Origin of the sequence: Actinomadura barringtoniae (genome assembly GCF_017573505.1) — a bacterium.
GTDB lineage: Bacteria > Actinomycetota > Actinomycetes > Streptosporangiales > Streptosporangiaceae > Spirillospora > Spirillospora barringtoniae.
Genome location: NZ_JAGEOJ010000001.1, coordinates 219,042 through 240,150, shown reverse-complemented (window position 1 = coordinate 240,150; position 21,109 = coordinate 219,042). Strand labels below are relative to the sequence as shown.

At 70.1% G+C, this 21,109-nt stretch carries 17 protein-coding genes; 10 read left to right on the top strand and 7 right to left on the bottom strand.

Annotated features, from left to right (window positions below):
- The first annotated feature begins 105 nt into the window (after positions 1 to 105).
- Positions 106 to 906 (top strand): SAM-dependent methyltransferase, encoded by an 801-nt coding sequence (locus J4573_RS01055; RefSeq protein ID WP_208253277.1) that lies wholly within the window; start codon positions 106 to 108, stop codon positions 904 to 906.
- 63 nt (positions 907 to 969) lie between these two features.
- Here J4573_RS01055 and J4573_RS01050 read toward each other — a convergent pair whose 3' ends face one another.
- A complete protein-coding gene (locus tag J4573_RS01050; protein WP_208253276.1) occupies positions 970 to 2,580 on the bottom strand; it encodes an SEL1-like repeat protein in 1,611 nt (536 codons plus the stop codon).
- Positions 2,581 to 2,730: 150 nt separating this feature from the next.
- Here J4573_RS01050 and J4573_RS01045 point away from each other — a divergent pair, with 150 nt between their 5' ends.
- Positions 2,731 to 3,078 (top strand): hypothetical protein, encoded by a 348-nt coding sequence (locus tag J4573_RS01045; RefSeq protein ID WP_208253275.1) that lies wholly within the window; start codon positions 2,731 to 2,733, stop codon positions 3,076 to 3,078.
- A gap of 87 nt (positions 3,079 to 3,165) precedes the next feature.
- On the opposite strand, the gene snpA is transcribed toward J4573_RS01045, so the two are convergent.
- The 4 genes from snpA to J4573_RS01025 all read right to left on the bottom strand — a co-directional run bounded on the left by snpA (position 3,166) and on the right by J4573_RS01025 (position 6,760).
- Positions 3,166 to 3,825, bottom strand: a complete 660-nt coding sequence (gene snpA / locus J4573_RS01040) for a snapalysin (RefSeq protein ID WP_208253274.1) — start codon at positions 3,823 to 3,825, stop codon at positions 3,166 to 3,168.
- A gap of 173 nt (positions 3,826 to 3,998) precedes the next feature.
- The gene (locus tag J4573_RS01035; protein ID WP_208253273.1) at positions 3,999 to 4,862 is read right to left on the bottom strand and encodes a hypothetical protein; all 864 of its coding nucleotides are present in this window, start codon (positions 4,860 to 4,862) and stop codon (positions 3,999 to 4,001) included.
- 133 nt (positions 4,863 to 4,995) lie between these two features.
- On the bottom strand, positions 4,996 to 6,393 hold the full coding sequence (locus J4573_RS01030; protein ID WP_307796438.1) for a TrpB-like pyridoxal phosphate-dependent enzyme: 1,398 nt from the start codon (positions 6,391 to 6,393) through the stop codon (positions 4,996 to 4,998).
- Positions 6,394 to 6,403: 10 nt separating this feature from the next.
- Positions 6,404 to 6,760 carry an acyl carrier protein gene (locus J4573_RS01025; protein WP_208253271.1) on the bottom strand — a complete coding sequence of 119 codons (357 nt, stop codon included), beginning with the start codon at positions 6,758 to 6,760 and terminating at the stop codon, positions 6,404 to 6,406.
- Positions 6,761 to 7,044: 284 nt separating this feature from the next.
- Between J4573_RS01025 and J4573_RS01020 the strand changes: the two genes are divergently transcribed.
- From J4573_RS01020 to asnB, 4 genes are all read left to right on the top strand, one after another.
- Complete coding sequence (locus tag J4573_RS01020; RefSeq protein WP_208253270.1) at positions 7,045 to 8,223, top strand: acyl-CoA dehydrogenase family protein; 1,179 nt, start codon at positions 7,045 to 7,047, stop codon at positions 8,221 to 8,223.
- Complete coding sequence (locus tag J4573_RS01015) at positions 8,220 to 9,818, top strand: amino acid adenylation domain-containing protein (protein ID WP_208253269.1); 1,599 nt, start codon at positions 8,220 to 8,222, stop codon at positions 9,816 to 9,818. The genes J4573_RS01020 and J4573_RS01015 overlap by 4 nt, the downstream gene beginning before the upstream one ends.
- A gap of 12 nt (positions 9,819 to 9,830) precedes the next feature.
- The gene (locus tag J4573_RS01010; protein WP_208253268.1) at positions 9,831 to 10,628 is read left to right on the top strand and encodes an alpha/beta hydrolase; all 798 of its coding nucleotides are present in this window, start codon (positions 9,831 to 9,833) and stop codon (positions 10,626 to 10,628) included.
- A 70-nt stretch (positions 10,629 to 10,698) separates the two neighbouring features.
- Positions 10,699 to 12,522: an asparagine synthase (glutamine-hydrolyzing) gene (asnB, locus tag J4573_RS01005; RefSeq protein ID WP_208253267.1), complete on the top strand. Its 1,824-nt coding sequence runs from the start codon at positions 10,699 to 10,701 to the stop codon at positions 12,520 to 12,522.
- 126 nt (positions 12,523 to 12,648) lie between these two features.
- On the opposite strand, the gene J4573_RS01000 is transcribed toward asnB, so the two are convergent.
- Positions 12,649 to 14,289, bottom strand: a complete 1,641-nt coding sequence (locus J4573_RS01000) for an AMP-binding protein (protein ID WP_208253266.1) — start codon at positions 14,287 to 14,289, stop codon at positions 12,649 to 12,651.
- A gap of 81 nt (positions 14,290 to 14,370) precedes the next feature.
- Between J4573_RS01000 and J4573_RS00995 the strand changes: the two genes are divergently transcribed.
- On the top strand, positions 14,371 to 15,816 hold the full coding sequence (locus J4573_RS00995; RefSeq protein ID WP_208253265.1) for an MFS transporter: 1,446 nt from the start codon (positions 14,371 to 14,373) through the stop codon (positions 15,814 to 15,816).
- Here the strand turns inward: J4573_RS00995 and J4573_RS00990 are convergent.
- A complete protein-coding gene (locus J4573_RS00990; RefSeq protein WP_307796437.1) occupies positions 15,789 to 18,077 on the bottom strand; it encodes a lantibiotic dehydratase in 2,289 nt (762 codons plus the stop codon). The genes J4573_RS00995 and J4573_RS00990 overlap by 28 nt on opposite strands.
- A gap of 130 nt (positions 18,078 to 18,207) precedes the next feature.
- Between J4573_RS00990 and J4573_RS00985 the strand changes: the two genes are divergently transcribed.
- From J4573_RS00985 to J4573_RS00975, 3 genes are all read left to right on the top strand, one after another.
- A complete protein-coding gene (locus tag J4573_RS00985; RefSeq protein ID WP_208253263.1) occupies positions 18,208 to 19,245 on the top strand; it encodes a ketoacyl-ACP synthase III family protein in 1,038 nt (345 codons plus the stop codon).
- Between the two features lie 174 nt (positions 19,246 to 19,419).
- Entirely contained in the window at positions 19,420 to 20,325 is a 906-nt protein-coding gene (locus tag J4573_RS00980) for a sulfotransferase (protein ID WP_208253262.1), read from the top strand.
- Between the two features lies 1 nt (position 20,326).
- Positions 20,327 to 21,109: an SDR family NAD(P)-dependent oxidoreductase gene (locus J4573_RS00975; RefSeq protein WP_208253261.1), complete on the top strand. Its 783-nt coding sequence runs from the start codon at positions 20,327 to 20,329 to the stop codon at positions 21,107 to 21,109.

Sequence of the window (21,109 nt, the reverse complement as noted above, 5' to 3'; positions counted from 1 at the left end):
CCGCAGAAGGCCCGCGATGTCCTTGTGACATAAGGGTTTTCATGTTTGTGATGACCATGCGTAGCTACGATGAGGGTGAAAACCTCCCTGACCCTTGAGGTGCACATGGCTGAGTCCTCCCCGCAGATTCCCACCGATGTTCCGACGGCGGCGCGCGTCTATGACGTGATGCTCGGTGGCAAGGACAACTACGCGGTGGACCGTGCCGTTGCCGAGGGCAGCCTCGCGATCATGCCGGAGCTGCGGGAGATCGCCCTGCACAACCGCGCGATGCTGCACCGGGTCATCCGCTACCTCGCGGAGGAGGAGGGGATCACCCAGTTCCTCGACCTCGGGTCGGGCCTGCCGACCGTGCGCAACACCCACGAGGTCGCCCAGGAGGTCAACCCGCAGGCCCACGTGGTCTATGTGGACATCGACCCGATCGTGCTGGCGCACGGCCGCGCGATCCTGGCCGACAACGCCAACACCACCGTGGTCACCGCCGACATCCGCAAGCCCGGCGAACTCCTGGCCCGCCCCGAGGTCCGCGCGCTCATCGACTTCGACCAGCCGGTCTGCATCATGCTCGTCGGCATCCTGCACCACCTCGGCGACGACGAGAACCCCGGCGAGATCGTCAAGGTCCTGCGCGACGCGGCCCCCCGTGGATCGTTCTTTTTCATCACCAACTTCACCCGCCTGGGCGACGCCCCCGAGTCGGTGGCGCTGGAGAAGCAGCTCCTGGAGCAGCTCGGCACCGGCCGCGTCCGCACCCCCGCGGAGCTGGCCGCCTTCTTCGACGGCCTGGAGATCCTGCAGCCGGGCCTCGTGCCCCTCCCGCTGTGGCGCCCCGACACCCCCGTCCTGGACGCCGGCACCATCGACGTCCGCTTCATGACCGGCGGCGTAGGCCGCAAGCCCTGACCCGAGCCGCGAGTCCCCGCCTCTTCGTGGAAGGAGGCGGGGACTTTGTGTGGTGAACGGGGGTCAGCCGCCGGTGATGTTGAGGAGGCGGTCGTCGAGGTCGAAGAGGGCTACGAGCTCGGCGGACCGGGGGTCGGCGGATTCGGGGCCGGCGGGGCGACGGCCTCGGATCTGGGCGGGGGAGACGTTGACCTCGGCGTTGTCGCGGCCGAGGATCGCGGCGACCTCGGGGTGCTCCTTGGCGCGTTCGAGGGGGCAGCTGACCGAGACGCTGTGGCCGTCGGCGGAGACGGCCACGAAGGTGGCGGGGGTCATCTCGATCTCGAAACCGTGGTGCCGCATGAAGCCGTGGACGACGCGGCGCTGCTCGTACGGCCAGACGAGGACGGCCCGCCTGATCAGCTCGGCGGCGCCCGGGCCGTCGTACTCGGAGGTGGGCAGGTCAGGGTCGCTGACGGCGAGGACGAGGCGGCCCTTGCCGTCGTTGACCGTCACGGAGATGACGCCCTTCGCGCCGATCAGGGTGGCGGCGGCGATGGCCATCGTGAACGCGCCGCCCGAGGGGAAGTTGAACCGGGAGTAGTCGGACTGGCCCATGATGAACTCGGGGATCTGGTGGCGTTCACCGAACTCGCGGATCGTCCGCAGCTCGGTGAGGCAGGGCAGGTCCTGCTCGTAGCTGGGGTTGTCCCAGGCCCACAGCCAGGTCTCGGAGAGGTTGGAGAAGCTGCCGAGGACGGTGAGCCCGCTGAACTCGCGGCCGCCCAGGTTCACGGTCGCCTCGTCCAGGTTCCATTCGACGTATGCGCTGCCGTGGGCGTCGTTGAAGACGTCCTGCTGGTGGATCGAAGCGGCCGAGACCTCGCTGGCGAACGACTGGAGTTCGGGGCTGTAGAACGTGGGGCCCTGCGGGAACTCCCGCCAGTACCTGGCCATGCGTTCGGAGGTGTAGAGCTGGGAGAGCTTGCGCGCGGCCTTCTGGTTGCCCACCTCCGTGGCCGACCTGCGCAGCCACGGAACGGCCTCCGTGACCTCTCCCTGTGACATGAGCACGTCGGCCACCGCGTAGGCGGCTTCCGGGTGCTTCAGGTCGGCGGCCTGCTTCCACGCCTCCATGCGCTTGTCCGGCTCGCCGCGGTCCGCCCAGACGAACCCGAGGTTGAACGCGGCGCCGGCGTTCCCGAGATCGGCGGCACGGCCGTACCACTCGGCCGCGGAGACCAGGTCGCCCTTGCCCTCGTCGTCGAAGATCAGCCCGATGTTCGACGCGGCCATGGCGTTGGAGCCGACCTCCCACGCCCGGATGAAGTGCCGCTTGGCCTCCTCCAGGTCGCCTCGCTTGTGCAGGAGCGAGCCGAGGTTGAGGCTGCCGCCCTCGTGGCCCTGCTCGGCCGCCCGCCGGTACCAGCTCTCGGCCAGGTCCAGGTTGCCCCGCGACGCCTCGGTGTACCCGACCTCGAACTCGCTGTCGGCCACGCCCTGGTCGGCCGCGCGCCGGTACCACTCCTCGGCCCTGGTCTTGTCGCCCCGGTCGATCATCAGGTCGCCGAGGTCATGGCCCGCCTGCGGCGCGCCTGCCTCGAAGGCCTCCTGGAAGCAGCGTTCCGCCTCCGCCAGATCCCCCTTTCGCCGGGCCTCAAGCCCTCGTTCGCGCATGGCGGTCGCGTCGTTCATCTCTGGGCACTCCTCGGTCGGTGATCGACGTTCACCCTCAACCGACGACGCCGGACGCTCCCAGGTTCGCTCCGGCGAAAAGTCGATCTTCCCTTCAAGATCCTTTTCTGCCTACAGTGCCGGTGATCATCGCCCCGAAGGGAGCTCCAGATGAAGAGACTGGCTCTGCTCGTGCCCGCGATCAGCATGGCCGTGGTCGCCCTCCCCGGCGTCGCCTCGGCCCAGGCGGCGACCCCGGCGTCGGCTCAGGCCTCGGCTCAGGCCGCGGCGCCTCTCGCCTGCAGCAGCAGCGTGAAGGCCAAGGAGAACATCAACATCCGCGCCTCGATCGGCGGCACGTCGCTCGGCCTGTTCTACAAGGGCGACACGGCCTGCCTGAACTCCCGCAGCACCGGCCCCTCCTACACGGCCTGCGGGATCACCGGCACCACGTACTACAACATCACCTACGGCTCGAAGCGGGGCTGGATCGTCTCCGGCTGCGTGACCAAGGTCTGACCGCAGGACTCTGACCGCAGAACGCAGGCCCCGCACGGCGGCGTGCGGGGCCTGCGACAGGTCAGCGGCTGTTCAGAGGGAGTGCGGTCACCTCATCAGGGAAGCGCTGACCTTGGCCAGGCCGTTCGCCCACAGCTGGTCGACCTGTGCGCGCTCGTTGGCGTCCGGCTGGGAGTTGGTGCAGGACGGGCCGGGGCCGCCGCCCGACATCAGTTCGCTGCACGGGCCTTCGTAGTGGTCGGGCAGGCCGAGGGCGTGACCGGTCTCGTGCGCGGCGACGCGCGTCGAGTCGTACTCCTGGTTCTGCGCGTAGTCCAGGAAGATGTAGCCGTGCCCATGCCCGTCGGTGTCGGCGTACGAGCCGCGCGGGTCGTTTCCCTCGTAGTACGAGAAGTCGCCGCCACCGCCGCTCTCCTGCAGCTGAACGTTGTGCACGGCGCCGTTCCAGATGCGGGTGCTGTTCGCGATCGAGGTGCTGAACGTGGGTGCCTGGTTGTCGTAGGTCACGGTGACCTGGTCCAGCTCGGGGTGCGCGAGCTGCTTCTTCTTCGCGACGGCGAGAACGGCCTGGAAGAAGGCGCGGTCGGCCTTGGCGTCCTGCGCCGACGTCTGCCAGGTCTTCCAGGCCGGATGCGGCGCGGTGCCCTGGGAGGCCTGTGCGGTCGGGGCGAAGGGGGCGGCGACGGCCGCGGCCGCCACGGCGACCGCGGCGATCCGGCCGGCGAACTTACGGGAGGGGATTCCCATGCGGGGAGCTCCTTGTTCGTGCGCGGACCAGACCAGTGATGCCAGGGGAGCGGTCTGGAACGCGCTGCTGAACTCTGCTGGTGCCCCACACGATGAAGGAGATCGTCCCGGAAGGGGAGATGCCAATTGCCGATAACATCCGGTTATGCCCCGGCTGACCAGGGCATCCCGGATCAACCCTCCACGAAGATCAGGTCTGTGACGGCCTTGGTGAGCTTGACGGTGTCGCCGTTCACGTCGATGACGGTGTCGAACCCGGTCGCACGGCCCTCGGAGATGACGTACAGCCGGTCGTTCAGCGTGGACAGAAACGCCTTGAAATGCCCGAGCGAGGGATCGCCGGGCGCGGTGGCGAAGTACTCGGCCAGGCGCCTGAACAGCTTGGGCAGCAGGACCAGCCGTTCGGACAGGTCGGACTGGGCGTGGATCGTGGCGCCGTCGGTGGTGGCGTCGGCGCCCCAGATCCCGGTCTTGGCCTCGCGGGCGGCGTCCGCGGCCTGGGTCAGCGCGACGCGCAGGTCCAGGTAGAGCTTGCTGTAGAACGTCGGGTAGACCAGCCCCTCGCTGAGCAGCTGGTAGTTGACGCTCTTCTTGAGCAGCGCGGCGTCGGTGAAGACGAGGCCGAGGTCGGGCTGGTCGATGGTGCCGGGGAACGCGAGCGCGACCGGGCGGCCGTACTTGTCGCCGAACCTGGTCAGGATGTAGCCGGGCGTCGCGTCCGGGGTCGCGCTGCTGACGACCTCGCCGGTGCGGACGACGTTGGTGAAGCCGAGCAGTTCGAGGAGCCGGGCGCCCGCGGCGTGCGCGAGCTCCAGCGGCTGGTGCAGCGTGCGGCCGCCGTGCCCGGGCGGGGTGTAGTGGGTCTCGAGCGCGTCGATCGCGTCCAGCCGGAGCTGCGCGGCGCCGCTCGCGCCCACGCGCGCGTTCAGGTGCAGCTTGGTGAACGCGGCGGCGTCGTCGGGGAAGAAGTGCACCGAGTCCCCGTCGGGCTGGCTTCCCCTGATCCGGTACTGGCCCTTGATCAGATACAGCGACATCGCGCTCTCCTCCCACCCGAAGGACCCTGACAGGTGAGAGTCAAGCAGCGACCGGCCGATTACGCCCTGTTTTAGCCAGGGTTGGCCACATGGGTTCTGCGCGTCGAGCCGGCCGGTGGGAGTGTCGGGGTGTTCAGCTCGATTCGATGAGCGGGCGCAGGGACGCCTGGATCTCCTCATCAGTCGGAACGACGTCGACGAGGTTCCCGGCCATGTAGCTCTCGTACGCGCTGAGATCGAGCAGCCCGTGGCCGCTGAGCCCGAAGAGGATGACCCGCTCGGTCTTCTCCTCGCGCGCCTTCACCGCCTCCTCGATCGCGGCCGTCACGGCGTGGGCCGATTCGGGGGCGGGAACGAGCCCTTCGGCCTTCGCGAACGCGGCGCCGCTTTCGAGGACGCGGTTCTGCCCGTACGAGATGGCCTCGACCAGGTCGTTGTCGTACATCGCGCTGACGATCGGCGCCGCGCCGTGGTAGCGCAGACCGCCCGCGTGAATGTGATACGCCGTGAATCTGTGCCCCAGCGTGTACATCTTGACCACGGGAGTCACGCCTGAGTAGTCCGTGTGATCCATGAGGTAGCTGCCGCGCGTCATTTTGGGGCACGCGTCGGGTTCGACCGCCAGGAACCGCGTGGCGGGATTCTCCGTCAACGCCTCGCGGTAAAACGGGAACGTGATTCCGGCGAAGTTGCTGCCCGCGCCCATCGCCCCGATCACGACGTCGGGGAACTCGCCGGCCAGCTTCATCTGGAGCAGCGCCTCCTCGCCGATGACCGTCTGGTGCAGCAGGACGTGGTTCTCTCCGCTGCCGATCGAGAACCGCGCTCCCTTGCGGGCGTTGGCGTATTCGATGGCCTCGGCGTTCGCTATTCCGAGGCTGCCCGGATGGTCGGGGTCGGCGCGCAGGGCGGCCCTGCCCACCTCCGTCTCCTCGCTGGGACTGGTGATGACCCGGGCGCCGTTCAAACGCATCAGCGTGCCGCGGTAAGGCTTCTGCTCATAACTGGACCGCACCATGAAAACGGTGCACGCCATGTCGTACGGGTGGCACGCCATCGAGAGCGCGCTGCCCCACTGGCCGGCGCCGGTCCCGGTCACCATTTCCTTGACCCCGGAACGGCTGTAGTAATAGGCCTGCGCCAGGGCGGTGTTTATCTTGTGGCTGCCCGACGGGCTCGTGCCCTCGTACTTGTAGTAGATGTGCGCGGGGGTGTCGAGTGCCTTCTCCAGCCTGGACGCCCGGTACAGGGGCGTCGGCCGCCAGCGCTGGTACTCCGCCCGCACCGGCTCGGGGATCTCGACGTAGCGGGTGCGGCCGATGCTCTGCTTGTACATGGACAGCGGCAGCTGCGGTTGCAGCATCGCCTGGCCGCCGTCTGCGTCACTGCCGTTCGCCGCGCCGCCGTTCGCGCCGTTGCTTCCGGCGCCGTTTCTCGATGACGCAGGTCGCGGCACGGGGACCTCGAACGGGAGATCGGCGAGAATATTGTACCAATGCGTGGGAACCCGGTCGGCCTCCAGGTTGAACACGTCGCGCATGTTATTCGTCAGCGCCCTTCGCGTCGATGATCTGCCTGATCATGTCCACCAGGCTTCCCACGTTTCTCAGTTCCGCGTTCATCACGTCCTCGTCGTCGATCTCGAGATCGAGCCGTTTCTCGATTTCGACAAGGATGTGCAGCAGGCTCAGCGAGTCCAGTCCGACGGTCGGCGAATAAAGGGAGACCTTATCGTCGAGCTGCTCGCGGTCTATGCCCAATTCGAGCACGCTGATCATGATGTCCTTGATCTCGGCTGACAGATCCAGGTCTTTGGCACGATCCATGGCACGCACCTCATCTGCACGCGTCGTCTCGGGATGTTGTCCGGGCGCGTGAACCTGTCGGGAGGCGTCCACGGCCGCAACGTTCACCACTCCGCTCGGCTGACGGTGCGTACCGTACGACAGGAGTCAGAGGCGTGCAAGACATCACATCCCGTCATCCTGAGCGCTCGACCTGGTCAAAGTTGACCCTTTTCAAGATCGGCGGACTCATGGACAATGGACCGCGACCGGTGGGCCGGGCCTGGTTTCCAGCCGACCCGGTGAACCAAGGAGTTGTGCATTGTGATTTCGCACAGTGACGGTACGATCACTCCGCTCCCGACCCCCGTCCGACCCGCGCCATTCACGCCCCGGTGATGCGGGTCGAATGGAACGATCGCCAAGATGAGCTGTACCGCGATTACCGCGCGCTTGGCGAAGAGTCACTAGGTAAAGATGTAACCGAACGCGACCGGACCGGAGAGTTCAATCACGACGATTGGACGCTCTGCGCCGAGCGCGGCGTACTCGGGCTGATACTGCCGACCGAATACGGCGGGTCCGGATGCGATCCCCTCACCTATGTGCGCGCAATGGAGGGGCTCGGCTACGGCTGCCTCGACAACGGCCTGATGATGGCAATGGGCGCACACGTACTGGCGGCCGAACTGCCGATCTGGAAGTACGGCGACGAAGACCAGCGCCGCGCGTACCTGCCCGGGCTCGCCGCCGGACGGCTCATCGGGGCCAACGCGATGACCGAGCCGGGGAGCGGGTCGGACGCGCTGTCGCTGGTGACCAGGGCCGAGCGCGACGGGGACTTCTACCGGCTCACCGGGCGCAAGCGCTACGTCACGAACGCCCCGATCGCCGACGTGTTCGTCGTGTACGCGACCGTCGATCCCGAGCTCGGCTTCAACGGGGTCACCGCGTTCCTGGTCGAGCGCGGCGACGCCGGCGTGACGGTGCACGAGCAGGCCGAGAAGATGGGCCTGCGCACCGCCCGCTGGGGAGAGGTCGAGCTGGACGAGTGCCGGATCCCCGCCCCCCGGCGCCTCGGCGCCGAGCGGCAGGGCGCCGCGATCTTCGCGCGGACGATGGAATGGGAACGGTCCCTGCTCCTGGCACCGTGGCTCGGCGTGATGGAACGCGAGATCGACGCGTGCACGCTCCACAGCCGCCGCCGGCGCCAGTTCGGCAAGCACGTCGGGCACTTCCAGTCGGTCTCCAACCGGATCGTCGACATGCGGATCCGCTGGGAGATCTCGCGGATGCTCCTCTACCGCGCCGCGACCGACCTCGGAGAGCCGGAGACGAGCATCTTCCCCGAGACCGGAAAGCTGTACGTGAGCGAGGCCGCGGCGGAGATCTTCACCAGCGTCATGCAGGTCTACGGGGCGATCGGCTACACCTCCGACGGGCACACCGAGCGCGACCTCCGGGACGCCCTCGGCATGACCCTCTCCTCGGGCACGTCGGACATGCAACGCGTGATCATCGCGGGGAAGCTCGGCATCACCTGGCCGGACACGGGCGGAAGCGGGGATGGACGTTGAACAGTCTCAGCGACTATCTGAGTCACTGGGCCGAGAAGCAGCCAGAGGCGCCTGCGGTCGAATTCCAGGGCACCTCGCTGAGCTACGGCGAGCTGGACAGGCAGAGCTCGGCCTTGGCCCGGACGCTGATCCAGGGCGGGGTCGTTCCCGGCGACCGGGTCGGCCTCTGGCTGCACAAGTCGGTCGAGGCGGTCGTCGCAGTCTACGGCATTCTGAAGACGGGCGCGGCCTACGTTCCCATCGACCCGAGCGCGCCCTTCAAAAGGGCGGCGCACATCGTCTCGCACTGCGAGGTCGCGTACGTGATCGCGCAGGACGACCGGGTCGAGTGGCTGCGGGAGCACGCCTCCTGCCGGATCGTGTCCGTCGGCTCCGACGCGGACGAGCCGATGGAGACGGCAACGGACGGCTCCGTCATCGACTGGGCGCAAGCGCTGGCCCCCGCCGCGGCCCCCGCCGCGGCCTCCGCCGCGGCGGCGGATGTACGCGAACCGCTCGTCGACGTCGCCAGCCCGGCGTTCATCCTGCACACCTCGGGGTCGAAGGGCGTGCCCAAGGGCGTCATGCTCTCCCACGGCAACGCCCGCGCGTTCGTGGAGTGGACGGTCGAGGAGTTCGGCCTGACCTCGGCTGACCGGGTCTCCAGCCACGCGCCGTTCCATTTCGACCTGTCCGTCCTCGACCTGTTCGGGACGTGCAGCGCCGGCGGCTGCGTGGTGCTGATCCCCGAAAGCCAGGTCGGGCTAGGCGGGGCGCTCAACAAGTTCGTCTCCGAGCGGCGCATCACCGTGTGGTACTCGGTCCCGGGCGCCCTGACCCGGATGCTGGCCGCCAAGAACAGCGCGCTGCTGGCTGAATCGTCGCTGCGCGTCGTCCTCTTCGCGGGGGAGACGTTCCCGATCACCCGGCTGCGGGAGCTCTGCTCGCTCGTTCCAGCAGAGGCCTTCTACAACCTCTACGGCCCGACCGAGACCAACGTGTGCGTCTTCCACCGCGTTCGCGCGTCGGATCTCGCGCCGCACCTCCGGCAGCCCGTGCCGATCGGACGCCCGTGCCCGTACGCCGAGACGTTCGTCGTCGACAAGTCCGGCCGCGCGCTCGGCAACGAGCCCGGAGCGTCCGGCGAGCTCTGCGTCGCGGGTGACTCGGTGATGCTCGGCTACTGGTGGGACGACGAGCTCACGGCGACCAAGACGATCCTGGTCGAGCGTGCGGGCGCCGAGCCCGTGAGGGCCTACCGGACGGGTGACCTGGTCCGCGTCGACGACGATCTGAACTACGTGTTCGGCGGGCGCGAAGACGACATGGTGAAGATCCGTGGTCACCGGGTCGAGATCGGCGAGATCGAGGCCGTGCTGGCGGCCGCCGACAACGTCCGGGAAGCGGTCTGCGTCGCGGTCGGCGACGGGCCGGATGAACGCACCCTAGAGGCCTATGTGGTGCCCGGCTCGGATCCGTTCGACGTCGCGCAGGTGCGCAGGCATTGCCTGGCCGAGATCCCGCGCTACATGGTTCCGGATCGTTTCCATGTCCTCGATGCGCTGCCACTGAACAGAAACGGGAAGGTCGACCGGCGCAGGCTGGTCGAGTCGTAGGCGGATGCTGCGATGAAGGTCCTGACGGAAACCTGGTCGAGCGCCTCCATCGGCCGGGAGAAGACGATCACGGTCGTCCTGCCGCCCTCCTACTCTCCGGTCGGCAGGCCGTTCCCGGTCCTGTACATGCTGCACGGATTCGGCGGTAACCGGACCACCTGGCTCCAGTGCGCGGACCTCGCGCCCGCAGTGGACTCCGGCCAGCTGATCCTGGTGTTCCCCGAGTCCGGGCGGTCCTGGTTCATCAACGACGCACGCGGCAGGCGCTACGAGGATTACCTCGTCGACGAGGTCGTCAGCCAGGTCGACGACCGCTTCAACACGGTGGCGAGCCGGAACGGCCGGGGCATCGGCGGATTCTCGATGGGCGGGGCCGCCGCCCTCTTCCAGGCGCTGCTGCACGGTGAGCTGTTCTCGGTCGTGTGCAGCAACAGCGGCGCCTTCGAAGCCCCACTCCGGGAGGGCGATCCGTACCACCATCTGCGAGACGACCGGCGGATGGCGATCCCGACCACCAGGGACCACGAACGCGTGTGGGGCCCGGTCGGCAGCGAGGTCCGGCGCAGGTACGACCCGTACCGCCTGATCCGGGACCGCAACGCCGACCACCCGGTCGAGGTCTATTTCGACGTCGGCCTGGACGACTATCCCCGGATGGTCTCCATGAACCAGAACGTGAGGGACGCGCTCTCGGCCGCGTCCGTTCCCCACGAATACCGAGAACGCCCCGGCGGACACGATCTGGAGTTCGTCAACGCCGGCCTTCCCGACCTCTTCGCGTTCGCGCGAAGCCGTCTCCTCTCCGCATGACCGCTTTCTCTCCAAGCTCCCTCGCATGACCTCTTTCGCATGACCTCCGCCTACGAACGAAGGGCTGCTCATGTGCGGCATCACCGGCTGGGTCGACTGGACACGGGACCTGCAGACGCAGCGCCCCGTCATCTCGGACATGACGCGTACGCAGATCCCGCGAGGCCCGGACGACGAGGGCGCGTGGCTGTCCAGGCACGCCGCGTTCGGCCACCGGCGGCTCGCCGTGATCGACATCGAGGGCGGCCTGCAGCCGATGGTGCGGACCGGGCGGAACGGTGAGCCGGTCGTCATCACGTTCAGCGGCGAGATCTACAACTTCCACGAACTCCGCGCGGAGCTGCGTTCGGCGGGCTGGTCGTTCACCACGCGGTCGGACACCGAGGTACTGCTGACCGCCTACCTGCACTGGGGAACGGATCTGGTCACCCACCTCAACGGGATGTACGCGTTCGCCATCTGGGACGAGCAGCGGCAGCAGCTCCTCCTGGTGCGGGACCGGCTGGGCATCAAGCCGCTCTACTACGCCGAGCTCGGCGAAGGGATCATCTTCGGGTCGGAGCCCAAGGCGCTGCTGGCGCACCCCGAGATGAAGGCCGAGGTCGACCTTGAGGGGATCGCCGAGCTGATGGCCGTCCCGCGCGCCAGAACGCCCGGCCACGCCGTCTATCGCGGGATGCGGGAACTGAAGCCGGGGCACCTGGTCGTCGCGGACGCGTCCGGCTGCCGGGAAAGCCGCTACTGGCGGGTGGAGGCCAAGCCTCACACCAAGGACTTCGACGCGTCGACTGCCGACGTACGCGACCTGCTCACCGACATCGTCCATCGCCAGATCGTCGCGGACGTGCCGGTCGGCACGCTGCTGTCGGGCGGAATCGACTCGAGCGCCATCACGGCCCTGGCCGCCCGCGAGTTCACCGGGGAACTGACCAGCTTCTCGGTGAGCGTCCCGGCGCCCTCCGAGCCGGGCAGCGACCTGTGGCGGCCGAGCCCGGACGAGCCGTACGCGAAGCTGGTCGCCGAGCGGCTCGGCCTGAAGCACATCGTGACCAAGGTCAGCACCGGCAGCCTCGTCGACGGGATCGAGATCGGCCTGCAGGCGCGCGACCTCCCCGGCTGGGGAGACCTCGACACCTCGATGTACCACCTGTTCCAGACGGTCCGGAGCAACTGCACGGTCGCGCTCTCCGGGGAGTCCGCCGACGAGATGTTCGGCGGCTACACCTGGCAGATCGATGAGGGGTTCATCGGGCACACCTCGTTCCCCTGGATGTATTCGAGGCGGCAGCCGCAGGTGCTCCTGCGCGAGGAGATCAGGCGCCAGGTCCGGCCGGAGGAGTACGAGGCCGAGCGTTACCGGGAGGCGCTGAGCGAGGTCCCGCACCTGGACGGCGAGGACCCCGGCAGGCGCAGGGAACGCGAGGTCTTCTACCTCGGCCTGACCCGGTGGCTGGGCGCGCTGCTCGACCGCAAGGACCGGATGAGCATGGCCGTCGGTCTGGAGGTACGGGTCCCGTTCGCCGACCACAGGCTCGCCGAGTACCTGTTCAACATCCCCGCGGGCCTGAAGGCGCACGGGGGAGTGGAGAAGGCGCTGCTGCGCCAGGCCTGCGCGGACCTGCTGCCGGACGAGATCGTCAACAGGCCGAAGAGCGCCTACCCGGCCAGCCAGGACCCCGAGTACCGCGAGACGGTGCGGACCATGGTCGTCGAGATGATCGACGACCCGGACGCGCCGCTCTTCGACCTCATGGACCGGGAGAGGGTCCGTACGGCGGTCACCTCCGAGCTGGACACGCTGCCCGGCCCGATCACCGCCCGGACCTCGGCGATCGGTCTCTCCTACCTCCTCGAACTGAACCGCTGGCTCAGCCGGGTCCGGGTCGTGACGTGACGTGACGGGTCGGGGCCGGGACGAGTCGGGCCAGGCCGGGACCAGTCGGGCCAGGCCGGGACGAGCCGGGCCAGGCCGGGCCGGGCCAGGCCGGGCCGGGCCGGGCCGGGTCGGCGGGCGACGGCGCTACGGCCGGTCCACCTGCGCGTACCGTTCCCGCAGCTCGGCCTTGCGGATCTTCCCGGTCGCGGTCTTGGGCAGCTCGTCGAGCAGTTCGAGCCGCTGCGGCCAGTACGACTTGGTCATTCCGGCCTCGTCCAGCGACCGCTGCAGCTCCTCAAGGCTCACCGGCGAGCCCGCGCCAGGGGTGATCACCGCGCAGATCGTCTCGTCCTCGCGTTCGTCGCGCAGGCCGATGACCGCGACGTCGCCCACCTTGGGATGGCGGCCGATGATCGACTCCAGGTCGGTGACCGGCGCGATGTTGGCGTTGCGCAGGATCATGTCCTTGGCCCGGCCGGTGATGCGGATGCCGCCGCGGCCGTCCGGGCGGGCCAGGTCGCCGGTGTCGAACCAGCCGTCCTCGTCGAGGTCGGCCTCGTACAGCTCGTCCCGCTGGTAGTAGCCCAGGCACTGCGTCGGCCCGCGCACCCACAGCACGCCCTCGCCCTCGACCAGGTCCGAGACGGGGGTGATGCGCAGTTCCATGTCCGCGACAGGACTGCCGTCGCTGTGCGCGGCCCAGTCCTCCGGGTCCTCCGCGCGGGTGATCGTCACCGGGCCGTTCTCGGTCATGCCCCAGAGCGAGTACAGCCGGAGCCCGAACACGTTCCTGGTCTCGGTGATGAAGTACGGCGGGATCGGAGCCGACCCGCTGACCAGGCAGGCGAGCGCGGGGATGGAGCGTGGCGCGGCCCGCTGCGCCTCGATCAGGCTCAGCAGGTAGAACGGCGCGCAGTAGAAGAACGTGACGCCGTGCTCGGCGATGTGATCGAGCGCGTCGCCGGGGTCCTTGGAGTCCTGGAACGCCATGGTGCCGCCCAGCGACAGCGGCAGCAGCATGCCCTGCACGACGCCGGTGTAGTGGGTGTAGAGGGCGGTCGTGTACATGACGATCGTGTCGTCGAGGCCGAACGCCTCCGCCTCGCCGCGGACGGCCGCGTACAGGGTGTTCTGGCTGTGCAGAACGCCCTTGGGCTCGCTCGTCGTGCCCGAGGTGAACAGGACGAGGTAGGGGTCGTCGGGGCCGAGCTCGCGTTCGTCGAGCAGGTGGCCGTGCCGTTCCGCCCAGTCGGTGCCGAAGAAGAACGACTCGAACTCCTCGGTGCCCTCCGGGCCCGGCCCGTCGGCGACGAAGACGCGTTCCAGCGAGGACAGCTCGGCGGCGAACTCCGCGCCCATCTCGCCGAGCCGGTCGCCGTTGTCCTCGGCCATGGTGACGAGGATGCGGGCCCCGGTGACGCGCAGCATGACGTCGAGCTCGCGGCGCCGGTAGCTCTTCATGAGCGGGCAGTAGACGACGCCGGCGCGCACGCAGCCGAGCGTGATCGCGGCGAGCTCCCACCGGTCGGTGAGCTGGACCGCGACGACGTCCCCGGGCTCGATGCCGAGCTCGATCAGGGCGCAGGCGAAGCGGTCGGCGGCGGCGGCGAGCTCGGTGTAGTCGAGCCGGTGCGTTCTCCCGTCGGACTGGCGCCGGGTGACCACCGCCGTCTTGTGCGGTGTGTCGCGAGCGTGCCGCCGCAGGTCGTCGAGAAAGGTCTCGTCCCGCCACCAGCCGCGCTCGCGGTAGCCCGTCTCGGGGCGGCTCGCAGAGATCTCGGTCATGTCCGCTCTCCAGTCCTGCGAATGGGTCTGCCCTGCAGCGAAGATCCATGATCTTGTTGGGTTTGTCCAGAGAGGACCCGCATGCCCCCTGACAGCACGTCCGGGCCCGCCATCGCCCCTGGTGAACGGGCGCAGGAGGACGGCGCCCCCGTCGCCTCCCTGGCGCTCGCGCTCCTGGCCACCTGCCAGCTCGTGCTGGTCGTGGACGCCTCGATCGTGAACATCGCGCTGCCCAGCATCCAGAGCGGCCTGCACTTCAGCGACGCCGGCCTGTCCTGGGTGGTCAACGCCTACACCCTCGCCTTCGGCGGCCTGCTGCTCATCGGGGGACGGGCTGGCGACCTGCTCGGCCACCGGCGGGTGTTCGTCGCGGGCGTCGCGGTGTTCACGGTCGCCTCGCTGGCCGGGGGCTTCGCGCTCACGCCGGGGTGGCTGCTGGCGGCGCGGGCCGCGCAGGGCGTCGGCGCCGCGCTCGCCGGGCCGGGCACGCTCGCGCTCATCGCCACCACCTTCGAGGACGGGCCCCGCAGGGCCCGCGCACTGGCCGTCTTCTCGGTCGTCGCCAGCGCGGGCATGGTGGCCGGGCTGGTCCTCGGCGGCCTGCTGATCGCGTGGACGTCATGGCGCTCCGTCATGTTCGTGAACGTGCCGATCGGGGTGGCGATCGTGCTGCTGGCGCCGCGCGTCCTGCGCGAGACCGCGGGCAAGGACGGGCGCTTCGACATCGCCGGGGCGCTCACCTGCACGCTCGGCTCGACGCTGCTGGTGTACGGCTTCGTCCGCGCGGCCGAGCACGGCTGGTCCGGCGGCCTGACGGCCGGCGCGTTCGGCGGCGCGGCGGTCCTGCTCACGCTGTTCCCGGCCATCGAGGCGCGCGCCGAGCAGCCGATCATGCCGCTGCGGCTGTTCGCCGACCGTGACCGGGTGGGCGCGTTCCTCATGCGGCTGCTGCTCACCTCGGCCATGAGCGGCATGCTGTTCTTCCTCACGCTGTACGTCCAGAAGGTCCTGGGGTACGGACCGCTGGCGACCGGGTTCGGGTTCCTGCCGACGACGATCGCCCTCATCGCCGCCAGCCGCGCGGTGCCGCGGCTCCTGCCCCGGTACGGACCGCAGCCGATCATGGCGGCGGGCGCCGTGCTGTGCGTGGCCGGGATGGTCTGGCTGACGCAGATCTCCGCGACCAGCTCGTACGCCGCGATGATCCTCGGGCCGGTGCTGCTGTTCGGCGCCGGAACGGGGCTGGTGGCGGTGGCGGCGACGTTCGTCGCGATGTCGTCGGTCGAGGCGGGGGAGTCCGGCGCGACCTCGGCCCTTCTCCAGAGCATGCAGCAGATCGGCGGGTCGCTCGGCGTCGCCGTCCTGGTCACCGTGAACGATGCCGCCGCGCGGGGCGGCTCGCAGGTGGAGGGCATGCGGGGCGCGTTCGTCGCGGGCGCCGTCTTCACCGTCCTGATGCTCGTGACCGCGCTGCTCGTCTTCCGCCGGCGCCGCAACGATCAGGGACGCTCCGGGTCGCAGATCTGAATGCGGAGCTCGGAGAAGTAGCGTCGCCCCTTCGCGTCGGCGAGCCACGCGTCCTGCGGCCCCGGCAGCAGCTCGCTGAACACCACGGGCACGTCGTCGCCGGAGGTCGCGTGCGCCGAGCGGAGCATCGTGGCGAACGCCGACACGTACCGGGGGCCGGTGAAGTCCACGTACACGGGCTTGATCTCGGTGCCCACCTTGGCGAACACGCGGTCGGGCAGGCCGAGCGACTGCCGCAGGCGGCGCGCGTCCAGGTATTCGCGGGCGGGGCCGCGTCCCGGCACGAGCCCGGTCGCGCCGACCGTCGTACGCCAGGTCTCGCGGGCGACGACGACGCGGTCCAGCGTGATGCGCGGCTGGTGCGGGCCCGCGCCGACGAGCTTGAACGCCTCGGCGCCCAGCCAGCCGAACAGCAGCGCGAACACCTCGCGCAGCGGGCGCCGCAGCCCGCCCGGGCCGGTGACCTCCAGCGTCCCGTCGCGTTCGGTCACGGTCAGCGAGACGATCGGCAGGACGCGGTCGGGATCGGCGCCCGGCGCGGCCGTGAAGGCCAGCTGATGGTCGGTGACGCCGAGCATCGGCGCGATGCGCGCGGTGTACTGCGGCCACCACGTCGGATACAGCGGCCGGAACTGGCGGCCGATGTCCTCCGCCGCGGCGGCCCGCAGCCGGTCGGGGTCGGGGTGCCGGTCGCTGAAGACCGCACAGTCCAGGGTCGGCCAGGCCGCGTGCATCTCGCCGAGCACGAGCATGAAGTCGCCCGCCGCGAGCGCCTCCACGCCGGGCGCGCAGACGAACAGGTCGGGGCTGTGCACCCGGCCGGCCGCCCAGCCGGGGCGTTCGGCCGCGAACAGCTCGGCGGCGCGCTCGTGCAGGTCCGCGCTGGTGAACGAGACGCGATGCTCGCCGGGCGCGACATCACCGAGCTCGAACAGTTCGGCCCAGCGGCGGGCGAACTCGGCGGTGACCGTGTCCGCCGGACGGCCCCGCCCGGTCAGCAGCCGCTGGGCGGCCTCCCAGAACACCGGCATCGGCACGCCGTCCGCGCCCGGTTCGAGCAGTTCCCGGTAGAGGTCTCGGAAGCCGTCGTCGTACGCCTCCGCCAGCGTCGCCGACAGCCACCGCGCGGTCGGAAGCAGCACCGACCCGAACGGGCCCGACAGCGCCTCCAGGATCGGGCGGCCGAACGTGAAGTCCACGTCGCGAACGGTGTCCTCGTAGCAGAGGCTCCGGCCCGCGTACATCTGCCCGTCGCGGCGATGCGACTCGGCTCCGGTGACGGCCGTGAACTCGGCGTCGAGCCGTTCCAGCGCGGCGGCCAGGGCGTCGGCGTCCCCGGCGGCCTCGGCCACGGCGTCGCGCGCCTTGTCGAGCCGGTCGAGCCCGGCGAGCGCGCGTTCCCTGGCCTGCTGCTCGGGGATCGCGGTGAGGACGTCGCGCAGGACGCGCTCGGCGAGAGAGTTGTAGGGCATGTTCACGCCGCGCCAGACGATTCCGGCTTCCACCAGCCGGTCCAGTGCCTCGACGCTGCGTTCATCGGGAGCGATCTCGGCGGCGGCGCGGACACCGTCGCACCGGGACAGGACCTGCGCCTCCACGTCGTTCAGCGGCAGGGGCTCCTCGCCGGGCCGCAGCACGTGCCCGCCCTCGACGGCCAGCTGCGGGTGGATGCCCGCGGGCAGCCACGGACCGACGTCCGGGTCGGCGAGCAGCGCGGCGACGTAGGCCTCCATCGCCCAGAACTCATAAGAGACGTTGCGGGCCCGTACGAGCCCCTCGCCCGGCTGCGCGATGACGGCCGGGGCCGAATCGGGGTCGATCGTGCCCCAGGCGACGGGACCGAAGAAGCCCACGGTGTCGTTCTTGCCGCAGTAGCGCTGCCAGTAGCGGACGAGCGTGTTCTCGCGCTCTCGCCGCTTCTTGCGTACGAGCCTGGGACTCTTCCCGCTCGCCGAGACTCCGTCCGGCGGAGCGGGCTCGGTCAGCCGCGCCAGATGGCTCGCGGCGGCGGGGTTCTGCCAGGTCACGGCCTCACGGAAGAGCGGGTCGGCGGCGACCTGTGCCGCGGCGTGTGCGGCGGACGCCAGGGCCGCGTCCAGGGCCTTCTCGAACTCGGCCTCGCTCGCCTGGTCAGCCAGGAACGCGTCGGCGACGGCCGCGCACTCGGGCGCCTCGAAGAGGGTGAGCCCGTCCGCGGGGAATCCGGCGGATCGCAGGAGCGCGTCCCGCCAGACCGACCAGCGTGTACCTGGAAGCGGCACCGCATGTGAGGGTGTCGAAGGTGCGTCGTCGCCCATCGCGGCCTCCCGCCGATGCCGGAAAAGGTTCCCACCCCGACGAAGATCAACATAACGTGTGATCAATCCGCCGTCATCCCTTTCGGAGGCCAGCATGCGCTGCGACGGTCTGTTCCTCGCCGGGCTCGCTCACCGGCTCCCCGCCACCATGGACGTGGACGGCGCGGTCGCCGACGGCCGGTACGACCGGGCCGAGCAGGAGGCCGACGCGTATGCCTCGGTCACCGTCGCCACGGACGAGGCGCCGCCCGAGATGGCCGTCGCCGCCGCGCGCCTGGCGCTCGGCCGTGCGGGGACGCGGCCGTCCGACGTCGCGCTCGTCCTGCACGCCTCGGCGTGGTTCCAGGGCGTCGACTACTGGCCGCCCGCCGCGTACGTGCACCGCGAGGTCCTGGGCGAGGCGGGCCGGTACGCGCCCGCGATGGACGTTCAGCAGATGTGCGCCGGGGCCATGGGTGCGGTGGAGCTGGCCGCCTCCTACCTGGCCGCCGACGCCTCCCGCCAGGCCGCCCTGGTCACCACCGCCGACCGGTACGCCGACCCCGGCTTCGACCGGTGGCGCAGCGACGTGCGCGGCATCGTCTACGGGGACGGCGCGGCCTCGGCGGTCATCGGCAGGGAGGGGTTCGCGCGGCTGCTGTCGGTCTCGACGGTCGTGGACACCGAGCTTGAAGGCATGTACCGCGGCGACGAGCCGTTCGCCGTGGCGCCAGGCCGCAAGGTGGACGTGCGCGCGCGCCGCGAGGCGTTCGCCGCCACCGCGCGGGCGCGGCTGGGCAGCGTGGCGGACCGGACCACCTCGGGCCTGACCGACGCCGTCGGGCGGACCCTCGACGAGGCCGGGCTGAAGGTCGACGACATCGCCCGGTTCGTCTTCCCCAACGTCGGGCTCTTCGTGTTGCGGACCCGGTACGCCGAGCCGCTCGGCGTGGACCTCGAACGCACCACCTGGGACTGGGGCCGCCGCACCGGCCACGTGGGCGCGGCCGACCAGCTCACCGGGCTGACCCACCTGGTCGAGAGCGGGGCGGTGACGCCCGGCGACCGGGTGCTGCTGGTCGGCATCGGCGCCGGATTCGCCTGGACCTGCGCCACCGTCGAGATCACCGAAAGCCCGGACTGGAACAGCTGAATTATCTGCCGTTTTCCCGGGTTATTAACCCCTTCTGTGACGGTCTAGTGCGGCGCTTCCGGCAGCTTCCTACAAATCAGCCGGGTTCTCGCCCGGAAGGTTCCGCTTTGCCCAAGATCATGTTTTGATGTGGGCTGATCGACTCGCACTGCTCCCTGGGGGTCGTGGTCGCCGATGAAGGTGCTTTACATCACCGGTTGGTGCCGAAGCGGAAGCACGATGCTGGGCAACGTCCTGGCGGAGGCTCCGGATATCGTCCATGTGGGCGAGTTGCGATTCCTGTGGCTGAACGGTGTGCTGGGCAGCGGCAGTAACAGCCGTTGTGGCTGCGGCGAGAACCACCGCCAATGCCCGTTCTGGTCCGAGGTGCTGGAAGAGGTCCTGGAGAAGGCCCGTCCGGCCGGGCGTTCACTGGAGGAACACGCGGCCGAGGTCGTGGCCTGGCAGGAGGCGTGCCGGACCCGGCACACCTGGAAGGTGCTGCGCGAGCCGCCCGGCAACGGCTGGCCCGAGACGCTCGCCGCCGCATACCACGCCATCGCCCGCGTCACCGGCGCACGGGTCATCGTCGACAGCTCCAAGTTCGCCTCCGACGCCGCGCTGCTGTCCGCTTTGCCGGGGATCGAGGGCCGCTACGTTCACCTGGTCCGGGATCCGCGCGCGGTCGCCTGGTCGTGGCTGCGCCCCAAGGACTACACCGGGCAGCGCTCGACCGTGAACAGCACCGCCAACTGGACGGTCTTCAACCTGGCCGCCGAGGCCGTCGGCCGCGCGCACCGCACGGACTCCCTGCGCCTGCGGTACGAGTCTCTCGTCCGCGACCCGCGCGCCGCCCTCGACGACGTCCTCAGCCTGGTCGGGCACGAGGGGCCGAACCCCGTCGCCGCCGACGGAACGGTCGAGCTCGGCGGCAACCACACGGTCACCGGCAACCCGAACCGCTTCGGCCGTGGCCGGACCCCGATCGAGGAGGACCGCAGATGGCACGCCGCGCTGCCACGCAGGCAGCGTTCGGCGGCCACCCTGCTCGCGCTTCCGCTGCTGCACCGCTACGGCTACGGCTATGGGAGAAGGGTGTGAGGTGGACCTCGGACTGAACGGAAAGGTCGCCCTGGTCTCGGGCGGCTCCGCGGGCATCGGCCTGGCGATCGCGCGCGACCTGGTCCGCGAGGGCGCCACGGTGTCGATCGCCGGCCGCGACCCCGCGCGGCTCGCCAAGGCCCGCGACGGCCTCCGCGCCGAGCTGGGCGCGGACGTCGGCATCCGCACGCTGGACATCCGCGACACCGAGGCGGCCCGCGCCTGGGTCGAGGACACCGCCGCCGAGCACGGCGCGGTGCACATCGCGGTCACCAACGCCGGCGGGCCGCCCGCCGGTCCGACCAGCGCGTTCGGCCCGGACGACTATCGCGCCGCGTTCGAGCTCGGCATGATCGCCCACATCGCGCTCGCCCAGGCGGCGCTGCCGCACCTGCGCGAGGCGGGCTGGGGCCGGATCCTCATGATCACCAGTGAGACGATCCGCGACCTCATCCCCAAGTACGCGCTGTCGGGCATCGCGCGGTCCGGGCTGATCGGCTACGCCAAGACGCTGGTGCACGAGCTCGGGCAGGGGAACATCACCGTCAACGTGCTCGCGCCCGGCTACACCGCGACCGACGCGCTGCTCAGCGGCCTCAGCGGCGACGCCGAGGCGCGTGCCGCCCAGGTCGCCCGGGTCGCCGAGGAGGCGGGCATCCCGCTCGGCCGGGTGGCCCGCCCCGAGGAGGTCGCGGCGGCCGGAACGTTCCTGCTGAGCGACCGCGCGAGCTTCGTCACCGGCACCGTCCAGGTCGTCGACGGCGGCCGTTCGCTGGGAGTGTGA

Bases quoted from the DNA above. Each gene is read 5' to 3' on its own strand.
- J4573_RS01020 (WP_208253270.1), top strand. From the start codon at position 7,045: ATGCGGGTCGAATGGAACGATCGCCAAGATGAGCTGTACCGCGATTAC.
- J4573_RS00995 (WP_208253265.1), top strand. From the start codon at position 14,371: ATGCCCCCTGACAGCACGTCCGGGCCCGCCATCGCCCCTGGTGAACGG.
- J4573_RS01000 (WP_208253266.1), bottom strand. From the start codon at position 14,289: ATGACCGAGATCTCTGCGAGCCGCCCCGAGACGGGCTACCGCGAGCGC.
- J4573_RS00980 (WP_208253262.1), top strand. From the start codon at position 19,420: ATGAAGGTGCTTTACATCACCGGTTGGTGCCGAAGCGGAAGCACGATG.
- J4573_RS01055 (WP_208253277.1), top strand. From the start codon at position 106: ATGGCTGAGTCCTCCCCGCAGATTCCCACCGATGTTCCGACGGCGGCG.
- asnB (WP_208253267.1), top strand. From the start codon at position 10,699: ATGTGCGGCATCACCGGCTGGGTCGACTGGACACGGGACCTGCAGACG.
- J4573_RS01010 (WP_208253268.1), top strand. From the start codon at position 9,831: ATGAAGGTCCTGACGGAAACCTGGTCGAGCGCCTCCATCGGCCGGGAG.
- J4573_RS01035 (WP_208253273.1), bottom strand. From the start codon at position 4,862: ATGTCGCTGTATCTGATCAAGGGCCAGTACCGGATCAGGGGAAGCCAG.
- J4573_RS00985 (WP_208253263.1), top strand. From the start codon at position 18,208: ATGCGCTGCGACGGTCTGTTCCTCGCCGGGCTCGCTCACCGGCTCCCC.
- J4573_RS01050 (WP_208253276.1), bottom strand. From the start codon at position 2,580: ATGAACGACGCGACCGCCATGCGCGAACGAGGGCTTGAGGCCCGGCGA.
- J4573_RS01045 (WP_208253275.1), top strand. From the start codon at position 2,731: ATGAAGAGACTGGCTCTGCTCGTGCCCGCGATCAGCATGGCCGTGGTC.
- snpA (WP_208253274.1), bottom strand. From the start codon at position 3,825: ATGGGAATCCCCTCCCGTAAGTTCGCCGGCCGGATCGCCGCGGTCGCC.